The 18,906-nt window shown below is 61.6% G+C and carries 17 protein-coding genes; 7 read left to right on the top strand and 10 right to left on the bottom strand.

Annotated features, from left to right (window positions below; all coding sequences use genetic code 11):
• Positions 1-11: 11 nt before the first annotated feature.
• Positions 12-629, bottom strand: coding sequence for a ribonuclease D (locus ACYQ0G_RS08110; protein WP_460101501.1), 618 nt, complete (start codon positions 627-629; stop codon positions 12-14).
• A gap of 346 nt (positions 630-975) precedes the next feature.
• Between ACYQ0G_RS08110 and ACYQ0G_RS08105 the strand changes: the two genes are divergently transcribed.
• Together ACYQ0G_RS08105 and ACYQ0G_RS08100 are read left to right on the top strand one after the other, a co-directional pair.
• On the top strand, positions 976-1,659 hold the full coding sequence (locus ACYQ0G_RS08105; RefSeq protein ID WP_460101499.1) for a uracil-DNA glycosylase: 684 nt from the start codon (positions 976-978) through the stop codon (positions 1,657-1,659).
• A gap of 77 nt (positions 1,660-1,736) precedes the next feature.
• Positions 1,737-2,057 (top strand): WYL domain-containing protein, encoded by a 321-nt coding sequence (locus ACYQ0G_RS08100; protein ID WP_460101497.1) that lies wholly within the window; start codon positions 1,737-1,739, stop codon positions 2,055-2,057.
• Between the two features lie 152 nt (positions 2,058-2,209).
• Here ACYQ0G_RS08100 and ACYQ0G_RS08095 read toward each other — a convergent pair whose 3' ends face one another.
• The 3 genes from ACYQ0G_RS08095 to ACYQ0G_RS08085 form a co-directional block, all read right to left on the bottom strand.
• Entirely contained in the window at positions 2,210-3,646 is a 1,437-nt protein-coding gene (locus tag ACYQ0G_RS08095; RefSeq protein ID WP_460101495.1) for a glutamate synthase subunit beta, read from the bottom strand.
• Positions 3,647-3,809: 163 nt separating this feature from the next.
• Positions 3,810-8,483 carry a glutamate synthase large subunit gene (gene gltB / locus ACYQ0G_RS08090; protein WP_460101493.1) on the bottom strand — a complete coding sequence of 1,558 codons (4,674 nt, stop codon included), beginning with the start codon at positions 8,481-8,483 and terminating at the stop codon, positions 3,810-3,812.
• A 232-nt stretch (positions 8,484-8,715) separates the two neighbouring features.
• On the bottom strand, positions 8,716-9,789 hold the full coding sequence (locus ACYQ0G_RS08085) for a hypothetical protein (RefSeq protein WP_460101491.1): 1,074 nt from the start codon (positions 9,787-9,789) through the stop codon (positions 8,716-8,718).
• 236 nt (positions 9,790-10,025) lie between these two features.
• Here ACYQ0G_RS08085 and ACYQ0G_RS08080 point away from each other — a divergent pair, with 236 nt between their 5' ends.
• The 4 genes from ACYQ0G_RS08080 (at position 10,026) to ACYQ0G_RS08065 (ending at position 13,573) form a co-directional block, all read left to right on the top strand.
• Positions 10,026-10,475 (top strand): MaoC family dehydratase, encoded by a 450-nt coding sequence (locus ACYQ0G_RS08080; protein WP_460101489.1) that lies wholly within the window; start codon positions 10,026-10,028, stop codon positions 10,473-10,475.
• Positions 10,476-10,531: 56 nt separating this feature from the next.
• The gene (locus ACYQ0G_RS08075) at positions 10,532-11,710 is read left to right on the top strand and encodes an acetyl-CoA C-acyltransferase (RefSeq protein WP_460101487.1); all 1,179 of its coding nucleotides are present in this window, start codon (positions 10,532-10,534) and stop codon (positions 11,708-11,710) included.
• Between the two features lie 140 nt (positions 11,711-11,850).
• A complete protein-coding gene (locus tag ACYQ0G_RS08070) occupies positions 11,851-12,930 on the top strand; it encodes a catalase family protein (RefSeq protein ID WP_460101485.1) in 1,080 nt (359 codons plus the stop codon).
• A 34-nt stretch (positions 12,931-12,964) separates the two neighbouring features.
• A complete protein-coding gene (locus tag ACYQ0G_RS08065; protein WP_460101483.1) occupies positions 12,965-13,573 on the top strand; it encodes a DUF4126 domain-containing protein in 609 nt (202 codons plus the stop codon).
• Here ACYQ0G_RS08065 and metW read toward each other — a convergent pair.
• Genes metW through metX form a run of 3 tightly spaced genes read right to left on the bottom strand, consistent with a single transcriptional unit; the run spans position 13,563 to position 15,654 of the window.
• The gene (gene metW, locus ACYQ0G_RS08060; protein WP_460101482.1) at positions 13,563-14,147 is read right to left on the bottom strand and encodes a methionine biosynthesis protein MetW; all 585 of its coding nucleotides are present in this window, start codon (positions 14,145-14,147) and stop codon (positions 13,563-13,565) included. The two genes, ACYQ0G_RS08065 and metW, sit on opposite strands and share 11 nt — an antisense overlap.
• Positions 14,144-14,569, bottom strand: a complete 426-nt coding sequence (locus tag ACYQ0G_RS08055) for a GNAT family N-acetyltransferase (RefSeq protein ID WP_460101480.1) — start codon at positions 14,567-14,569, stop codon at positions 14,144-14,146. Before ACYQ0G_RS08055 ends, metW begins: the two co-directional genes overlap by 4 nt.
• A complete protein-coding gene (gene metX / locus ACYQ0G_RS08050) occupies positions 14,566-15,654 on the bottom strand; it encodes a homoserine O-acetyltransferase MetX (protein ID WP_460102802.1) in 1,089 nt (362 codons plus the stop codon). The genes ACYQ0G_RS08055 and metX overlap by 4 nt, the downstream gene beginning before the upstream one ends.
• Positions 15,655-15,722: 68 nt before the next feature.
• Between metX and ACYQ0G_RS08045 the strand changes: the two genes are divergently transcribed.
• Positions 15,723-16,820, top strand: coding sequence for a pyridoxal phosphate-dependent aminotransferase (locus tag ACYQ0G_RS08045; protein WP_460101478.1), 1,098 nt, complete (start codon positions 15,723-15,725; stop codon positions 16,818-16,820).
• Here the strand turns inward: ACYQ0G_RS08045 and ACYQ0G_RS08040 are convergent.
• Genes ACYQ0G_RS08040 through ACYQ0G_RS08030 form a run of 3 tightly spaced genes read right to left on the bottom strand, consistent with a single transcriptional unit; the run spans position 16,817 to position 18,886 of the window.
• Positions 16,817-17,497, bottom strand: coding sequence for a lysophospholipid acyltransferase family protein (locus ACYQ0G_RS08040; protein WP_460101476.1), 681 nt, complete (start codon positions 17,495-17,497; stop codon positions 16,817-16,819). The two genes, ACYQ0G_RS08045 and ACYQ0G_RS08040, sit on opposite strands and share 4 nt — an antisense overlap.
• Positions 17,481-18,083, bottom strand: coding sequence for a YdcF family protein (locus ACYQ0G_RS08035; protein ID WP_460101474.1), 603 nt, complete (start codon positions 18,081-18,083; stop codon positions 17,481-17,483). Before ACYQ0G_RS08035 ends, ACYQ0G_RS08040 begins: the two co-directional genes overlap by 17 nt.
• A complete protein-coding gene (locus ACYQ0G_RS08030; protein WP_460101472.1) occupies positions 18,080-18,886 on the bottom strand; it encodes a cell division protein FtsX in 807 nt (268 codons plus the stop codon). The genes ACYQ0G_RS08035 and ACYQ0G_RS08030 overlap by 4 nt, the downstream gene beginning before the upstream one ends.
• Positions 18,887-18,906 lie beyond the last annotated feature (20 nt).

Genomic DNA, 18,906 nt, shown 5'->3' with positions numbered 1-18,906 from the left:
TCCGCTAAGCCTTACGCGTGGCTGAAGATATCGTGATCGGCCCAGCCAAGGATATCCAGATGGGCGCGGGTGGGGAGGAAATCGAAACAGGACTGCGCCAATTCCATGCGGCCTTCACGCTCGAGCCGGCGATTGAGCTCTTCGCGCATCCGGTGGAGGAAGCGCACGTCGGATGCGGCATAGTCGCGCTGCGCCTGATTGAGTTCGGGCCCGCCCCAGTCGGACGATTGCTGCGCCTTGGAAATGTTTTCGCCCAGCAATTCCTCGACCAGATTCTTCAGGCCGTGGCGGTCGGTATAGGTGCGCACCAGCTTGCTGGCGATCTTGGTGCAATAGCAGGGCGCCGCCGTGACGCCGAGGTAATATTCGATCGCGGCCAGATCGAAGCGCGCGAAATGGAACAGCTTCAGCCGGTCCGGATCGGCCAGCACGGCCTGCAGGTTGGGCGCGTCATACTCGCTGTCCGGCGCAAAGCGGACGAGATGCTCGTCGCCATTGCCGTCGCTGATCTGGACCAGGCACAGCCGGTCGCGCGTGGTGACGAGGCCCATGGTCTCGGTATCGACGGCAACGGGGCCATCGGCGAGGACGCCTTCGGGAAGGTCTTCTTCGTGGAAATGAACTGCCATGTCGGCGGCTTTAGGGTTCGGAGAGGGAACTGGCAACGGTCCTGACGGAGCGTAATCGGCTTTGGAGCTAGGAATGAGGAGAAAGCGATGTCGTTCATCGTGCGCGACGAGTGACGACGCGCCAGAGCCGATTACGCCCGCCGCTACGCGGTCGACCACAGCCGACCACATGCGGCGTCGTTCGCTTGCGCTTAGTTGTCTAAGCGACTGCGCTGCACTCCTTGCCTCTGGCCGGCTGTGATCGATCAGGGCCATTGCCAGTTCCCTCTCCGAACCCAAGGCCGATTGGGGATTGTAGGAAAGGGGCGACTGGCACTGTCGGGCTTGCGGGGGCAAACAGCGGGGCATGACAGAGCCTGTGCCCGATAGCTGGAAACCCGCCCTCGACCCCGTTCTGGCCACGCCCGAAGCGCGCGCGCTGGGCGGCTGGCTGCGGGCGGAGGAAGATGGCGGCGCCGTGGTCTATCCGCCGCGCGGATCGCGGCTGAAGGCGCTGGAGCTGACCCCGCTGGACAAGGTGAAGGTCGTGATCCTGGGGCAGGATCCCTATCACGGGCCGGGGCAGGCGATGGGCCTGTCCTTCTCCGTCCCCGAAGGCGTGAAGCTGCCGCCCAGCCTGCGCAATATCTACAAGGAACTGGCCGCCGATCTGGGGGTCGATGCCCCGGCAAGCGGCGATCTGACTGGCTGGGCGCGGCAGGGCGTGCTGCTGCTCAACAACACGCTGACAGTGGAGCAGGGTCAGGCGGGAAGCCATGCGGGGCGCGGCTGGGATGCGATCACCGACGCCTGCGTGGCGGCAGTGGCGGCGCGCGATGTGCCCAGCGTCTTCATCCTGTGGGGCAGCCATGCGCAGGCCAAGGCGAAACGGATCGCGGGGCTGAAGGGCGGGTCGCATCTGGTGGTGGAAAGCCCGCATCCCAGCCCGCTGTCGGCGCATCGCGGGTTTTTCGGGTCGAAACCGTTCAGCCGGGCCAATGAATTCCTCGAACACCATGGGCGCCAGCCGGTGGACTGGGCGGCGCTATAGGCATCCTGGTACACGAAAGATTGTGACCGCTACCATTAGGCATTGCATTTTGCGCCGGGATGGTGTGGTTTTGTGCGATGCAGCATCAATCTTCCTTCGAATTCGTCCAGGCGGTGCTGGGCGAAGCCATGCGCGAACGCACCATGGTCAGCGCCACCTACAATTCCAGCCCGCTGAAGCTGGCGCCGCACCAGATCGTGCTGCGCAACAACGCCTTCTATCTGGGCGCGGTCAATCCCAACAAGAGCCGCCGGGTCGATGAAGATCCCGCGCTGGGTTATTTCAAGATCGACGGATTGTCGGACATCGCGCTGACCGGCGAAAATTTCGAGCCGATCCCGGCCGAAGCCTGCGCGCCGGTACGCGAAGGCGATCAGGTGATCGTCGCGCTCGACTGAGATTACGCCTCCCCCGCCGCGATCGGTGGGGGTGACGGGCCATTCGGCACCGACCAAGAGGGTGTTCGGCGGCTAATCCGGAACACTTTGGGGGCGCACGAGGATCGTGTGAGGCCCCGATTGGCCGCCGCGGATGCAGGTCCGGCGAACGCCTAACGCGGCAGTTCGCTAACCCCCATCAGCGCCTGATCCACCGCCCGGGCGCACTGCCGCCCCTCGCGAATCGCCCACACAACAAGGCTTTGCCCGCGCCGCATATCGCCGCAGGCAAAGACATGCGGCTCGCTCGTGCAATAGCGCTGGGTATCCGCTTTCACGCAGCCCCGGCCATCCAGTTCCACCCCGGCCCGGTCCAGCAAACCGCGCCGTTTCGGCCCGGTAAAGCCCATCGCCAGCAGGATGAGATCGGCCTTGAGCGTGAACTCGGTCCCCTCAACCTCCTGTAATTTGCCGTCTTTCCATTCCACCCGAACGCATTCGAGGCCGGAGACGCGGCCGCCTTCCTCGACCACCCGCTTGGTCAGCACGGCCCAGTCGCGGTCGACGCCTTCCTCGTGGCTGGAGGACGTGCGCAGCTTCAGCGGCCAGTCGGGCCAGGTCAGCGCCTTGTCTTCCTTTTCCGGCGGCTTGGGCATGATCTCGAGCTGCGTCACGCTGGCCGCGCCCTGCCGGTTGCTGGTGCCCACGCAGTCGCTACCCGTGTCGCCTCCGCCGATCACGATGACATGCTTGCCCGTCGCGGTCAGGCTGCCACGCGGGGCGGCACGCACTTCGTCGTCGCCCGCATTGCGCTTGTTCTGCTGGGTGAGGAATTCCATCGCCAGCCGCACGCCGGGCAGCTCCGCGCCCGGGATATCGAGCATGCGGGCCTCTTCCGCCCCGCCCGCCAGGACCACGGCGTCGAAATTCTCCTTCAGGGCCTCGAAGCTGACTTCCACGCCCACTTCGCTGGAGGTGCGGAACTGGACGCCTTCGGCTTCCATCTGCACCGCGCGGCGGTTGATGAGGTGCTTTTCCATCTTGAAGTCGGGGATGCCGTAGCGCAGCAATCCGCCGATCCGGTCGGATTTCTCGAACACGGTCACCGCATGACCAGCTCGCGCCAGCTGCTGTGCCGCGGCAAGGCCTGCAGGCCCGCTGCCGATAACGGCGACCGATTTGCCGGTCTGGTTTTCAGCGGGCTGAGGCTTCACCCAGCCTTCCTTGAAGCCGCGATCGATGATTGCGCATTCGATCGATTTGATGGTCACCGGCGCATCGACAATATTGAGCGTGCACGCCGCCTCGCACGGGGCGGGGCAGATACGGCCGGTAAATTCGGGGAAATTGTTGGTCGAATGCAGGACCTCGAGCGCATTCTTCCAGTCGTCTTCATAGACGAGATGGTTCCAATCCGGGATGATGTTGTTCACCGGACAGCCGTTATGGCAGTAAGGGATACCGCAATTCATGCAGCGCGCAGCCTGCTTCTGCAGCGCGCCCTTGTCATGCGGGATCACGAATTCCTTATAGCTCTTCAGCCGCTCTTCGGGATCGATGTAGGTACGATCCTCGCGCTCGTATTCGAGAAAGCCGGTTTCCTTGCCCATCAGTTGAATCCCAAACAAAAGTCGTCATTGCGAGGAGCTGCAGGCGGAGTCGAAGACGGCCCGGAGGGCCACCCGGCAATCCATCGTCCAACGTTGCAGCACCCAGAGCCATGTGGAGATGGATTGCTTCGCTGCGCTCGCAATGACGGAGTGTGGTTATGCATCATTCCGCCGCTTCCATGGCCGCGCTCTCGCGCTCATCTTCGAGTGCCTTCAGCGCCTTTGCGTAATCGCGCGGCATCACCTTGCGGAAGTTTTTCAATTGGTTGGCCCAGTCGTCGAGCAGCGCCTTGGCGCGGGCCGATCCGGTATGGAGGTGGTGGCGTTCCACCAGAACCTTGAGCCGCTCGGCATCATGGTAGAGCGGATCGCCCATTCCGGGGTTTTCCACGCTGACAGCACGCTGTTGCGGGGTGCCCCAGCTCTTTTCCGCGCCTTCTCCATCACCCGGTTTCACATCGAGAATGTCAACCTGCGCATGGTTCACCAGTTGCGTGAACTTGCCGTCGGGATCGTAGACATAGGCGATCCCGCCGCTCATTCCGGCAGCCACATTGCGCCCGGTCTTGCCGAGCACGCAGACTACGCCGCCCGTCATGTATTCCAGCGCATGGTCGCCCGTGCCCTCGACCACGGCGACCGCGCCCGAGTTGCGCACGGCAAACCGTTCGCCCGCGACGCCGGCGAAATAGGCTTCGCCCGCGATCGCGCCATAAAGCACGGTGTTGCCGACGATGATGTTGTCGGTCGGGTCACGGCTGACATCCTGCGGCGGCTTCACCACGATCCGTCCACCCGACAGGCCCTTGCCGACATAATCGTTGGCATCGCCGGTCAGGCTCATCGTCACACCATGGGCCAGCCATGCGCCGAAGCTCTGGCCAGCCACGCCAGTCAGGTCGATGCGGATGGTGTCCTGCGGCAGACCGTCATGGCCATATGCCTCGGCAATGCGGCCCGACAGCATGGCGCCCACGGTGCGGTTCACATTGCGGATCGACCGGCTGATCTGGACCGCCTGACCGCTTTCGATGGCGGGCTTGCAGGCTTCGATCAGTTCGACGTCCATCGCCGCACCGAGGCCATGGTCCTGCACTTCGGTATGGCGCGGAAGCTGGCCTTCCTTCAGCGGAACTTCGTGCAGGATGCGCTTCAGATCGACTCCATGCGCTTTCCAGTGACGGCGCACGCGGCGCATGTCGAGCTTGTCCACCCGGCCGACCATTTCCTCGACCGTGCGGAAGCCCATCTCGGCCATGATTGCGCGCAGTTCCTCGGCGACGAAGAAGAAATAATTGATCACATGCTCTGGCGTGCCGGTGAAGCGCTTGCGCAGCACCGGATCCTGCGTCGCCACGCCAACGGGGCAGGTGTTGAGGTGGCACTTGCGCATCATGATGCAGCCCGCCGCGATCAGCGGGGCGGTGGCGAAGCCGAATTCATCCGCTCCCAGCAGAGCGCCAATGGCGACATCGCGGCCCGTGCGCAGGCCCCCGTCAACCTGCACCGCGATGCGGCTGCGCAGATCGTTCAGAAGGAGCGTCTGCTGCGTTTCGGCAAGGCCGATTTCCCACGGGCTTCCGGCATGGGTGAGACTGGTCAGCGGGCTGGCACCCGTGCCGCCTTCATAGCCCGAGATGGTGAGATGGTCGGCCTTGGACTTGGATACGCCGGCGGCAACCGTGCCCACGCCGACCTCGCTCACAAGCTTGACCGAAATGCGCGCCTCGGGCTGGACGTTCTTCAGATCATGGATCAGCTGCGCCAGATCCTCGATCGAATAGATGTCGTGATGCGGCGGGGGCGAAATCAGGCCCACGCCCGGGGTCGAATGGCGGACCTTGCCGATCCGCTTGTCGACCTTGTGGCCGGGCAACTGCCCACCTTCGCCGGGCTTCGCGCCCTGCGCCATCTTGATCTGGATATCGTCCGAATTGACGAGATATTCCGCCGTGACGCCAAAGCGGCCCGATGCCACCTGCTTGATCCGGCTGCGCATGGAATCGCCATTGTCCAGCGGCTGGAAACGCGCCGGCTCTTCCCCTCCTTCGCCCGTGTTGGAGCGGCCGCCGATGCGGTTCATCGCAATGGCGAGCGTGGAATGCGCCTCGTGGCTGATCGAACCGAAGCTCATCGCACCAGTGCTGAAACGCTTCACGATCTCGGCTGCCGGTTCGACCTCGTCCAGATCGAGCGGACGCTCGGCCTTCTTGAGTTCCATCAGCCCGCGAATGGTCAAGAGCCGCTCGGACTGCTCGTTGATCGAGCGCGCGAATTCCGCGTAATTCTTCGGATCGCTCCCGCGCACCGCGTGCTGGAGATTGGCGATATTCTGCGGGGTCCAGGCGTGATCTTCGCCGCGGATGCGATATTGATAGATCCCGCCAACATCGAGCATGCCCTTGTAAAGCGGGCTGTCGCCGAATGCCTGCGCGTGGCGGCGCACGGTTTCCTCGGCCACTTCCTTCAGGCCCACGCCTTCGATGGTGGTGGCAGTGCCGGCAAAATAGGAGTCGACGAATTCGCTCGACAGGCCGACCGCGTCGAAGATCTGCGCGCCGCAATAGGACTGGTAGGTCGAGATGCCCATCTTGGACATGACCTTCAGGATGCCCTTGCCCACGGCCTTGACGAAGTTCTTCTGTACTTCTTCGGGATCGAGATGCGGCAGCTTGCGTGCGCGCAAATCTTCCAGCGTTTCGAGCGCGAGATAGGGATTGATCCCTTCCGCGCCGTAGCCTGCGAGTGCGCAGAAATGATGCACCTCGCGCGCTTCGCCGGTTTCGATGACGAGGCCGGTCTGCATGCGCAGGCCCTGCCGCACCAGCTGGTGATGGACCGCCGCCGTCGCCAGCAACGCAGGCATGGCGATCCGTTCGGGCCCCTGACCCCGGTCCGAAAGGATAAGGATATTGGCATCGCCCAGCACCGCTTCGGTCGCGGCCCAGCACATTTCCTTCAGCGCCATGGCGAGGCCGTCGGCCCCGGTGCTGGCATCCCAGGTGATGTCGATGGTCGCCGTGCGGAATGCGCCATCGAGCGCCACCTCGACCGAGCGGATCTTGGCCAGATCGGTGTTGGTCAGGATCGGCTGGCTGACCTCCAGGCGCTTGTGCGTACCCCCGTCACGGCCCAGCAGGTTCGGGCGCGGGCCGATCATGGAAAGCAGGCTCATAACCAGTTCTTCGCGGATCGGGTCGATCGGCGGGTTGGTGACCTGCGCGAAGTTCTGCTTGAAATAATCGTAGAGCAGGCGGCTCTTGTCGGAGAGCACGGCGATCGGCGTGTCGGTACCCATCGAACCGATCGGGTCCTCGCCATTGGCGGCCATGGGTTCGAGGAAGCGGCTGATATCTTCCTGCGTATAGCCGAAGGCCTGCTGGCGGTTGAGCAGCGGGACGGTGCTCTCGGCAATTTCGGACAGATCGGGTTCGATATGGTCGAGATCGGCGAGCTTGTATTGCGCCTTTTCCAGCCACGCCTCATAAGGCTCGGCGGCGGCGAGATCGGTCTTCAGCTCCTCGTCGGTGACGATGCGGCCTTCCTCCAGATCGATCAGCAGCATCTTGCCCGGTTGCAGGCGCCATTTGCGGGTGATGTCTTCTTCCGCGAAGGGCAGCACGCCGCTTTCCGAGGCGAGCACGACGAGATCGTCCTTCGTGGTGCACCAGCGTGCCGGGCGCAGGCCGTTGCGGTCGAGACAGGCGCCGATCTGCTTGCCGTCGGTGAAGCAGACTGCGGCGGGGCCGTCCCACGGCTCCATCAACGCGGCGTGATATTCGTAGAAGGCGCGGCGTGCTGGGGTCATCTGCTCGTTCTTAGCCCAGGCTTCGGGCATGAGCATCATCATGGCATGCGCCAGGCTGTATCCACCCGTCAGCAGCAGCTCGAGCGCATTGTCGAGGCAGGCGGTATCGGATTGGCCATGCGGAATGAGCGGCCACATCTTGTCGAGGTCGGCGCCCAGCAGTTCGCTTTCCATCGTGCGACGGCGCGCTTCCATCCAGTTCACATTGCCACGAACCGTGTTGATTTCGCCGTTATGCGCCATGAAGCGATAGGGGTGGGCGAGCCGCCAGCTCGGGAAGGTGTTCGTGCTGAAACGCTGGTGCACGAGACCCAAGGCACTGACGCAGTCGGGATCGCGCAGATCGTCGTAGAAACTGCCGACCTGATTCGCCAGCAGCAGCCCCTTGTAGACGACGGTGCGGCTGGAAAAACTCGGGATATAGGCTTGGCTGAGACCCGGGATCCCGTGCTTTTCTTCCAGCGCGGCGAGGGGGTTCAGCGTCTGCTTGCGGATCACGACCAGCTTGCGCTCGAAAGCCTCGCGACTGGCGCAATTGGTCCCGCGTGCGATCACGCACTGGCGGATGACCGGCATGGAGGCGATGACTGCATCGCCCAGGCCATCGAGCGTGGTCGGCACGTCGCGCCAGCCGACAACGCGCTGACCTTCCTTTTCGGCAAAGCGTTCGAGCTGGCTTTCCACGAACTGCCGCGCTTCTTCCTCCTGCGGAAGAAAGCACATGGCGATGGCATAGTCGCCTTCATCCGGCAGGTCGTACTTGTGCGCATCCGCCCACTTGCGGATCAACGGATCGGGTGTTTGGATAAGAATGCCGGCGCCATCGCCCAACAACGGATCCGCGCCCACCGCGCCGCGATGATCGAGATTGGCAAGAATGGTCAGCGCCTGGGTGATAATCCCGTGGCTCTTTTCGCCCTTGATATGCGCGACCATGCCGACGCCGCAGGCATCATGTTCGTTGCGCGGATCGTAAAGGCCCTGCATATTGGGGCCATTACCGGGTGTATGATGAGCCGGAACCTGCATTCGCCGAAGCGTCCTCCTCCAAGCCCGCCTCCAACAGGGCCTCGACACCGAGACAGCGGAAACGGATTTTGTGCAGCGCCGCATGCGCGGCCGCAAAATGTCGCGAATTGGCTTTTTGGAGGTAATTAATCAGTTTTGCAATGGCACCGGCGCGAAGCAAAATTTCGCGCTAGCCAAGATTTCCCGGTTTATACCGCGTTGCAGCGGGGCGAATTCGTATCCGGGAATGACATCAGTCGTGGCGCACGGGCTGGCCCATGCGGTCGAGTACGCTGCGGACAGTTGCGTGGGCTGCGCTCGGCTCGTTGGGTTCAGATTGCTTTTCAGGCGGCTCCCCATCGCCCTCGGCCGGGTCAGGTTGCGAAATCCTGCGTTCGGCCTCGCGTTTGAGGAAGGCGACCACGGGGTCGTCTTCGCTGGCGTCCTCAGCATTCGACTTTATGCGAGCGATGGCTTCGTCTTCGATAGGAGCGCTAGTGAGAGGCACAGGTTGCAGCGCGGGCTGACGAGCTGCGTGTTCGCTCTTTTCTACAAGACGGCGCTGCGTATCAAGCGCGCCCTCTAGACGGCCAAGCAAGGCGTCGAGACTTAAATCACCTAGCGCCTCGTCATTGTCCGCTTCTTGAATTTCCCCATGCTCATAATGATCGAAATCTACAGGATGGTTGCCGGAATCATCGAAAGCAGCCGGCAGTTCCTCGTCTTCCCGGCCGATCTCTACCATGAATTTGGCATTATCGAGCGGATCCTGCGGATCGGCCTGCACGGGTATTTCAAATGCAGGCGCTTCGTCCGGCTCGACCTCGGCGTCGACGGTCTCAAAATCTTTTTCGGAAAGGCCGGTCATCGCAAGATCGAAAGCGCCTTTGCTTTCTTCGACGGCATCTTCTGACGGAGCAATGCCTTCTTCGTCGATATCCTCTTTTGCCAGCAAGACGCGGCGACGACGCGGTTCTTCGAAAGCTTCCTCCTCGGCAACGTGGATGGAACTTTCATCAATGGCTTCCGCTTCGTAGCCCAGGGCTCGCTGGCCGGTCGGCCGGCCGAGCCGGGCGGCAATCACCCAGCCCAGCATGGCCCCGATCATGGCAAAGGCAGCACACAGGATCGCCGCACCCGCGGCCCCGATCGGCAGAGCGAATGTTGGAAGCGTCCGGTCAAGTCCGAGCGTGGATGCAATCGAATCGTGGATTCGCGGCGGCATGAGCCACAGCCCACCGCCAAGCAGCAACGCAAACCAGGCGGCAACCGCCGGTTTAAACCACGCCTTGTCGGTAATGCTGGTATCGTCGAAACTGTCGCCCATTCGGTTCCTGTCCGCCTCGTGCATCCGAGAGATTGTCTCGCAGCTAGGGCTGCTTGGTTAATTTACGGATAATGATGCCCTTTCCCCGCAGCTTGTGCAATTGCCGAAACGGTTTGTCCCGCGATGCCGTAACGGCAGATTTCGGGCGGTTGCGCGCCCCCTTTCCATAGGCCATGTGTTTGCGCGCAAGCGCGAAGAGTCGCGCAAATTTGAGGTATATTCGAGGAGAGCGAAATATGAGCCCCCAAGACATAGCAGCCAAGGTCGGCGAACAGGTCGGAACAAGCGAATGGGTCGAGATGAGCCAGGAGCGCATCAACCAGTTCGCCGAAGCCACCGGTGACCACCAGTTCATCCATGTGAATGAAGAAGCCGCCAAGATGACGCCGTTCGGCGGCACCATCGCGCATGGCTTCCTGACCCTGTCGATGATCCCCTATCTTACCGCGAACAGCGACGTTCCGCGGGTCGAGGGCATCAAGATGGCCGTCAATTACGGTGGCAACAAGACCCGGTTCATCAACCCCGTAAAATCGGGCAAGCGCATTCGCGGCCACTGGAAGATGCTGGAAATGACTGAGAAGCGCCCCGGCCAGTGGCAGCAGACCATGGAGATCACCATCGAGATCGAGGGCGAGGATAAGCCCGCGCTGATCTGCGAATGGATGACCATGTATTTCGTCTGAGTTTCCCCTCCTCCCCGGAAGAAACCAGACACATTATTTGATTCGAGGAATTACCCATGCGTGACGCAGTCATCGTTTCCACCGCCCGCACCGCTATCGGTCGCGCCTACAAGGGCGGCTTCAACGACACCAAGGGCCCGACGCTCGGTGCCTATTCTCTGAAACCCGCGATGGAGCGCGCCGGGATCGAACCCGGCGAGGTAGACGATGTGCTGTGGGGCGCTGCTCTGCAGCAGGGTACACAGGCCGGCAATCTGGGTCGGCAGGTTGCATTGCGCGCCGGTTGCCCCATCGGCACCAGCGGCATGACCATCGACCGCCAGTGCTCCTCCGGCCTGATGAGCATTGCCACCGCCGCCAAGCAGATCATTACCGATCGCATGGATGTGGTTGCCGCAGGCGGTCAGGAAAGCATCTCGCTCGTCCAGACCAAGGAAATGCGCGTGATGCCCGATCCCGAGCTAATGGGGATGCACGGCGCGATCTACATGCCCATGCTCCAGACGGCGGAAACGGTTGCCCAGCGTTACGGCATCAGCCGCGAAGCGCAGGACGAATATGCCCTCCAGAGCCAGCAGCGCACTGCCAAGGCTCAGGAGGATGGCCGCTTCGACGACGAGATCGTTTCCGTATCGACTACGCATAAGGTCCAGGACAAGGAAACCGGCGAGATTTCCGATGTCGAGATCACGATCGACAAGGACGAGGGCAATCGCCCGCAGACCACGCTGGAAGGCCTGAACGGGCTCAAGCCCGTGATGGGCGAAGGCACCACGATCACGGCCGGTAACGCCTCGCAGTTGTCCGACGGATCTTCGGCCAGCGTCTTGATGGAAGCCAAGGTCGCCGAACAGCGCGGACTTCAGCCGCTCGGCCGTTACGTCGGCATGGCTGTCGCGGGCACCGAGCCTGACGAAATGGGCATCGGTCCGATCTTCGCCATTCCCAAGCTGCTCAAGCGCTTCGATCTCAATGTCGACGACATCGGCATCTGGGAACTGAACGAAGCCTTCGCGGTGCAGGTCCTCTATTGCCGCGACAAGCTCGGCATCGATAACGACAAGCTTAACGTGTCGGGCGGCTCGATCTCGATCGGTCACCCCTATGGCATGACAGGTGCACGTTGCACCGGCCACGTTCTGCTCGAAGGCAAGCGCCGCGGCGCAAAATACGGTGTCGTCACCATGTGCGTCGGCGGCGGCATGGGCGCAGCCGGTCTGTTTGAGATCTTCTGATCCGATCTGACAGATAAACGAAGAATGGGGCGGTACCGGTGACGGGCCGCCCTTTTTCGTGTCTGATCTTCGCCTGCGGGCGGAACCCCGAGCTGAGGTGGACGATTTAAGCCGCAACCGCTTGCAGTTTCGAGGTTCTCATGATGTATTCCGACCCCCTCCCATTTTCCGCCGATCTGGAGAATATCGAGCCGGAAAAGGAGGCGGAGACCATTCTCGATCTCGACGACAAGTTCGATGAAATCCTCGAAACGACTTACGAAAATTCCGGCCACGCAATCCGCAGTGTCCACGCAAAGTCGCACGGCATCGCGAAAGGCAGTCTTACGATCGAAGAAGGCCTTAAACCCGAACTCGCCCAAGGCGTTTTTGCGCAATCGGGTCGCCACGATGCCTATATCCGCATGTCCACCAATGCGGGCGACATCCTGCATGACAATGTTCACCTGCCGCGCGGTTTCGCTTTGAAGATATGCGATGTGAAGGGCGAACGGCTGCCTGATGCCGATGGCAACACGCAGGATTTCATCTTTCTCAATGCCCCGGCCTTTCCGGCGCCAGATGCTCAGGCCTTCGCCAAGAATCTGGGGCTCCTTGCGAAGACTACGGACAAGGTCGAATGGCTCAAGAAGATCGCCGCCGACACGTTCAAGCTGGGCAACGATGCGCGCCAGAAAGCCGGTCTCGATCCCTCACCCGCGTTGGCGTCGATGGGGGGCGTTCCGCATAGCGAGCCTCTGGCACTGGACTATTTCTCGGCCACCCCGTTCCGCTATGGCCAGTACGTCGCAAAATTCATGCTGCGCCCGGCAGCGGAGTGGATGAAGGAACTGGCCGGCAAGACGGTTGAAATAGGCGATGACAGGGACGGTCTGCGCCACCACGTGCGCGAACAGTTCATGCGGAACGATGCCGAATGGGATTTTTGTGTCCAGCTGCTGCGCGATGTCGACAAACAGCCGGTGGAAGATTTATCCGTCGTCTGGCCTGAGGGCGTTTCACCCTTTGAAAAGGTCGCGACGCTGGCAATTCCCCGGCAGGATAGCTGGGACGAACAATTGGTTCGCAAGGTCAACGAAACACTCCATTTCAGCCCGTGGACTGGGATCATGGATCATTTGCCCATGGGCAATATCAATCGTGCCCGACAGGAAACCTATCGCCATTCAGTACGGTTTCGCGCAGAAAAGAACGGGTGCCCGATCCACGAGCCGAGTTGATGCCCGTTTTCGCGCACGGATAGGAGGACCGAAGATGGGTGCGATGGAAATCATCGGGATTGCGGGAAGTGTCAGTCTGCTTGCAGGCTGGCGGCTCTATCTCAGCATCTTTGCCACCGGGCTCGCCATGCGGTTAGGGGCCCTGCCGTTGCCCGAACATTTGCAGAGCCTCGATGCGTTGGCCAACCCGTGGGTCATGGGGGCAGCAGCAATTGCCGCGCTGGCAGAATTCTTTGCCGATAAGGTGATGTGGCTCGATAGCGCCTGGGATGCGGTTCACACCTTTGTGCGCCCGGTGGGTGGTGCTTTACTGGCACTCGCCATTGTCGACCCGTCCGATCCGGCAACGCAGGTCGTGGCCTTTCTCCTCGGTGGCGGCGCTGCCTTTACAGCGCATGCGGGCAAGGCGGGGGCGCGCGGTGTGGTCAACACCAGTCCCGAACCGGTGAGCAACGTCGCAGTATCGACCGTGGAGGATGTGGCGACTGCAGGCCTGCTCTATGCCGCTTACGAATATCCCTATGTCGCTGGCGGCATCGCCCTCGTGCTCTTGGCGATAGGGGTCTGGCTGATCTGGATGGCTCGCAAGATCGTGCGCAGCCTGTTTCGGAGAAAGCCTGTCGACACGCCGCCTATCGGCTGAGCTGGAAGACCGCGAATTCGGCCCGTAAATTGGCGCCGCCGCGCACGTGAGAGCCGTTCGAAAAGAACCACTCACGCTCGATATGCGCGCTTTTCTGACGAGCCAGCTCGCGAAAATCACTCACCGTCACGTGGTGGATATTGGGTGTTTCGTACCAGCTGACAGGGATTGCGCGGGTAACCGGCATACGCCCCCTGAGCATCAACGCAGATCGAGTGCGCCAATGCGCGAAATTTGGAAAGCTGACGAAGGCCTGGCGGCCGACCCGCAGCAGCTGGTCGAGCATCAGATCCGGTCGCAAGGCGGTCTGCAGCGTCTGGCTCAACACGGTGTAATCGAAGCCCTTGTCCGGATAATCGGCAAGATCGCGATTGGCGTCTCCCTGCACCACTGACAGCCCCTGCGCCACGCAGCGCTCCACACAGGCCCCGTCGATCTCCATCCCGCGCGCATCCACATGCTTCGTATCGCGCAGGTTCGCGAGGAGGGCTCCGTCGCCGCAGCCGATGTCGAGCACGCGCGTCCCCGGGGTAATCGCCCCGGCGATGGCTTCGAGGTCCGGCCGTAGGCTCATTGATACACATCCGGAAAAAGCCGCTGCATCATGATCGACGGATCGGGAATGTCGGACCAGCCCATTCGGCGATAGAGGCTGTGCGCATCCTTCGTGGCGAGCAGCCACCGGCGCAGCCCCTGAAGATCGGGATGATCGTGCAGGCGGGTGACCATCGCCTGGGCCAGACCCCTGCCGCGATGTTCATCAAGCACGTAGACATCGGCCAGATAGGCAAATGTCGCCCGGTCGGTCACGACCCGGGCAAAGCCGACCTGCATGTCGTCCTGCCAAACCGCAATGCACAGGCTGTTGTCCAGCGCGCGGCGTACCGTCTCCAGAGGTATTCCGGCAGACCAATAGCTCTGCGAAAGGAATGCGTGCGCTGCAACGGCATCGATACGGTCGAAGCTGATGTCGTATTGGGCCATGCTCTCGCTCATTCGATGAAGCCTTTGACCACGCGGTCGAGCGCCGGAACGTCCAGCAGGAAACTGTCGTGTCCGTGCGGCGCGGACAGTTCCACGAAGCTCACCGCTGCCCCGGCGGCGTTGAGCGCGCGCACGACATGGCGGCTTTCTGAGGTGGGATAAAGCCAGTCGCTGTCGAAACTTACGAGGCAGAAACGGGCGCGCGTCCCCGTGAACGCATTGGCGAGCTTGCCGCCATGTTCTTCTGCGAGGTCGAAATAATCCATCGCGCGGGTGATGTAGAGATAGCTGTTGGCATCGAACCGCTGGGTAAAGCCATTCCCCTGATAGCGCAGATAGCTTTCGACCTGGAAATCGGCATCGAAGCCGAAGCTCTTGGCTTGCCTGTCCTGGAGGTTACGGCCGAATTTAGCGGTCAGCGCTTCTTCGGAAAGGTAGGTAATGTGCGCCGCCATGCGCGCCACCGCGAGTCCGCTATCCGGCGCTTCGACGTCGTAATAGTCGCCATTGTTCCAGCGCGGATCGGCCATGATCGCTTGGCGACCAAGCTCATGGAAGGCGATGTTCTGGGCCGAATGGCGGCTGGTCGATGCGACGACCAGCACTCTCGCCGCGCGCTCGGGCCAGTTTGCCGCAAGGCTAAGCGCCTGCATCCCGCCCATCGATCCGCCTACAACCGCATGGAGTTGTTCGATTCCAAGTTCGCCCAGCAGCCCAACAAGCGCGCGCACCATATCGCGGATGGTGATCACTGGAAAGCGCATGCCATAGGGCTTGCCGTCAGAGGCCTCGCTCGCCGGGCCGCTGGATCCCATGCAACTGCCGATCACATTGGCGCAGATGACATGATAGCGTTCGGTATCGATCGGCTTGCCGGGGCCGACCATGCGCTCCCACCAGCCCGGTTTGCCGGTGACGGGATGTTGCGAGGCGACGTACTGGTCGCCGGTCAGCGCATGGCACAAAAGGATGGCGTTGGACTTGTCGGCATTGAGTTCGCCATAGGTTTCGAAAGCCAGTGTCGGACGCGCAAGTTCGCCACCACCATCGAGGGGTAGCGGTTGCGGCAGTTCGAGGCTTTGCGGGGTGGCGGCCATAAAGCGCCTGTAACGCCGCAACGCATGCTTGTCGAAGGGCGCTTTTTCTTTCATGCGCCGAAGCCGCAATGGCAGACAAACCCCTCATGAAACCGTGGATCGAGCAGATCCATGCCTATGTCCCCGGCAAGAGCAGGGGCGCCGACGGCCGCGAACTGGTCAAGCTCTCGGCCAATGAGAACCCGCTCGGGTGCAGCCCCGTTGTCCAGTCAGCCCTGATGGGAAGTCACCAGCCAAATCTTTATCCCGACCCCGATGCCAGCGCGCTGCGCGAAGCGATCGGCGCGCTCCACGGGATCGATCCGGCACGGATCGTGTGCGGCACCGGCTCGGGCGAATGCCTGCATGGCGCAGTACAGGCCTTCGCCGGCCCGGGCGACGAGGTGCTTTTTTCGCGCTATTCGTTCTCGCTCTATCCATTGCTGGCGCACAAGGTGGGGGCAGAGGTCGTAATGGCTGATGCGGACGATTACGCTCCCTCGGTCGATAATTTGCTCGGGGCTGTTACCGAGCGGACCCGCGTAGTCCTGCTCGACAATCCCAATAACCCCGTGGGCACATGGCTGCCGCGCACAGAGGTCGAACGCCTGCATTCCGGGCTCTCGGCTCATGTTCTATTGGTTGTCGATCAGGCCTATGCCGAGTTTCTTGAAAGGGACGAGGACGACGGTGGATTGGCGCTGGCGGCGCAGCACGACAACATCCTCGTCACGCGCACGTTTGCAAAAGCGTATGGGATCGCCGGAGAGCGGGTCGGCTGGGCAACCGGCGCCCCGCAGTTGATCGATGCGCTGAACCGCTTGCGCGGAGCCTTCAACATAACCTCCAGCGGTCAAAAGGCAGCGCTTGCTGCCTTGTCGGACCAGAGCTTCGTGGAGCGCTCGCGCGAGAACAACAATCGCGAACTAGGGCGGTTTGCCGCTGCGATTGCGAGCATGGGAAATTACGGGCTGCGCTACTTGCCCAGCAAGGCCAACTTCCTGCTGGTTCTGTTTGAAGGCAAGCTTACGGCCGAAGCTGCTTTGGCTGCGCTAGCCGAAGGCGGTTACGCCGTTCGCCACCTGCCGGGACAAGGTCTGCCCCACGCACTTCGCATCACGATCGGCACGGGGCAGCAGATGGACGAGATCGCCGCTATTCTGCGTAAGGCTGTGGAAGACGCTTAGTCGTTGAGGGCGTTGATCGCGTCCAGAACTCTCGCCTCGACCTCGTCGCGGGGGAGGCCGGGGGGAATAGGTTCGCCGAAGCGATAGGTAATCGTTCCGGGGCGCTTCAGGCCTTGCTGGTAAACCGGCCCGCTGTTCACGGCGACCGGGATCACTTGCAGGCCAAGCATCTTGTAAAGACCGGCAAATCCTGCCTGCAACGGCCGGCGCTCGCCATGCGGAACCCGCGTGCCTTCCGGAAAGATCACCAGGGGCCGCCCTTCGCCCGCCATTTTCTTAGCGCTACGGATCATGCCCATCAGCATCTTCGCTCCTTCGTTACGCGCGACCGGTATGAGGCCATACGCTAATGCGGCACGCCCCCATCCGGGAATGGAGAAAAGTTCTTTTTTGGCAAATACCGAAGGGCATTCGAGCAGATTGGGTGCATCGATCGCCTCGAAGAAACTTTCGTGCTTGATGGCGTAGAGTGCCGGTTCGTTAAGCGGTTGGCCTTCTATCACGACCTCGGCCCCGATGATGTGCTTCAGACACCAGCGCTGCCATTGGCCCCAGTTGCGAACCCGCCGGCGAAATGCCGCCAGGGAGAAGGGCGCGCTGAGTAGCGAGGCGCCGGTTATGAGAAAGGAGCCAAGATAAAAGAGGGGATAGAAGAAGAGATTACGAAGCAGCAGCATCCGGCGTATCCGATGTTTCTCCTGTGCTCTCCTCAGCAACGGGCCAAATAGTGAAATCGTCTGGAAGACCTTGGGACACTACAGAGGCGAGCAGTTTGTTATATTCCAGAAACAAGGTCGAAAGCTGCGGGTGAGATGGAACCGCGTCTTTCACTATGCTGATGCTGTCGGGGAGCGTTTCGGTCACTTCCGAATAGGCTCGGGCCATGTGCCAGTCGGTGGTCACGAGGCGCGCGGAGCCGAATTCCTTCTCCTTCATCCATTGGGCCACTTCACCGGCGTTGCTCCGCGTGTCCACAGCGAGAAAACCAAGTGTCACGCAGCAGTCCATTACGCGTCGCGGCACTTCGAACTGCGCTGCGAACTCGCTGGGTTTGACTTCGGGATCGACGCCGGAAACGAACATTTCTTCAGCCAGTCCGCCATCTATTACCTCAAGCCCGCGAGCTATCCTGCCCGGCCCGCCAGTAAGAACGATGACGGCATCTGTTTTCACCTTGGCCGCCGGCTGCGGAAGTGTCACGGCAAACGCCAGGAACCCGAACGCGTACACCAGGAAAAAGGCAGCAAACAGGCGTAAGATCACAGCGTTTTCCGTAAGGATGAAAGCACGGTCATGCGCGCCGTGTAGACCGCAATTGCGACTGCGAAAAGCGGCACGAAGGCAATCAGCATCCAATCCAGTGCAAGCAGTTGCCCGCCTGCCACCATTCCCGATTGGAGGGCGGCAAACTGACTTGCCAGAACCGACATGGCAATGATTCCCGCGATGAAACCGAGCGCCCCTCCCGTAATTGAATCGAGCAAGACCGACCTCTGGAAAATGCGAGCAATCTGATCGTCGTTTCCACCGAGCAGATGAACGATTTCGATCGTGTCGCGATTACCGCCGAGGGCATTTCGTGCAGCAAGCCAGACGGCGGCCGCGCCGACGAGGCCGAGGGTGGCGATGAGCGCAAGCGCCATCCATTTGAGGGCGGAAAGCGCAGACAATACAGGTGCGAGCCATTTGGCCTGGGCGTCAATGCGTGCGCGCGGCGCTACTTTCTGAAGAGCCTGTTCGATCTCGGCATAGGTCCGCTGCTCTGCCGTGCCGCGCAATTCCACATCAATAAGCGCCGGAAGGGGGATGATCTCGCTTTCGCTACTCTTGCCGAGCCAGGGTTCGAGTATCGCGGAAACCTTTTCCTCCGGAACGACCCTGAACCCGGCAATCTCGGGATGTTGCCCGAGCACATCGCTTGCGGCTTCTACCTGATTGGCGCGGGCTCCTGGATCCGGTTCGATTATCTGGACAGTGGCGCTGCCAGCCACTTCCCCGCGCGCTGTCGAAACCATGTTGGACAGAGCCAGCGCTCCGCTGGCCGCTACGACGGTCAGGGCAACCATTACCGCGATAACCCACGGTA

This window comes from Qipengyuania triglochinis (genome assembly GCF_054655615.1).
Note: the sequence above shows the minus strand (reverse complement) of the source record. Positions and strands in the feature narration are given on the sequence as shown.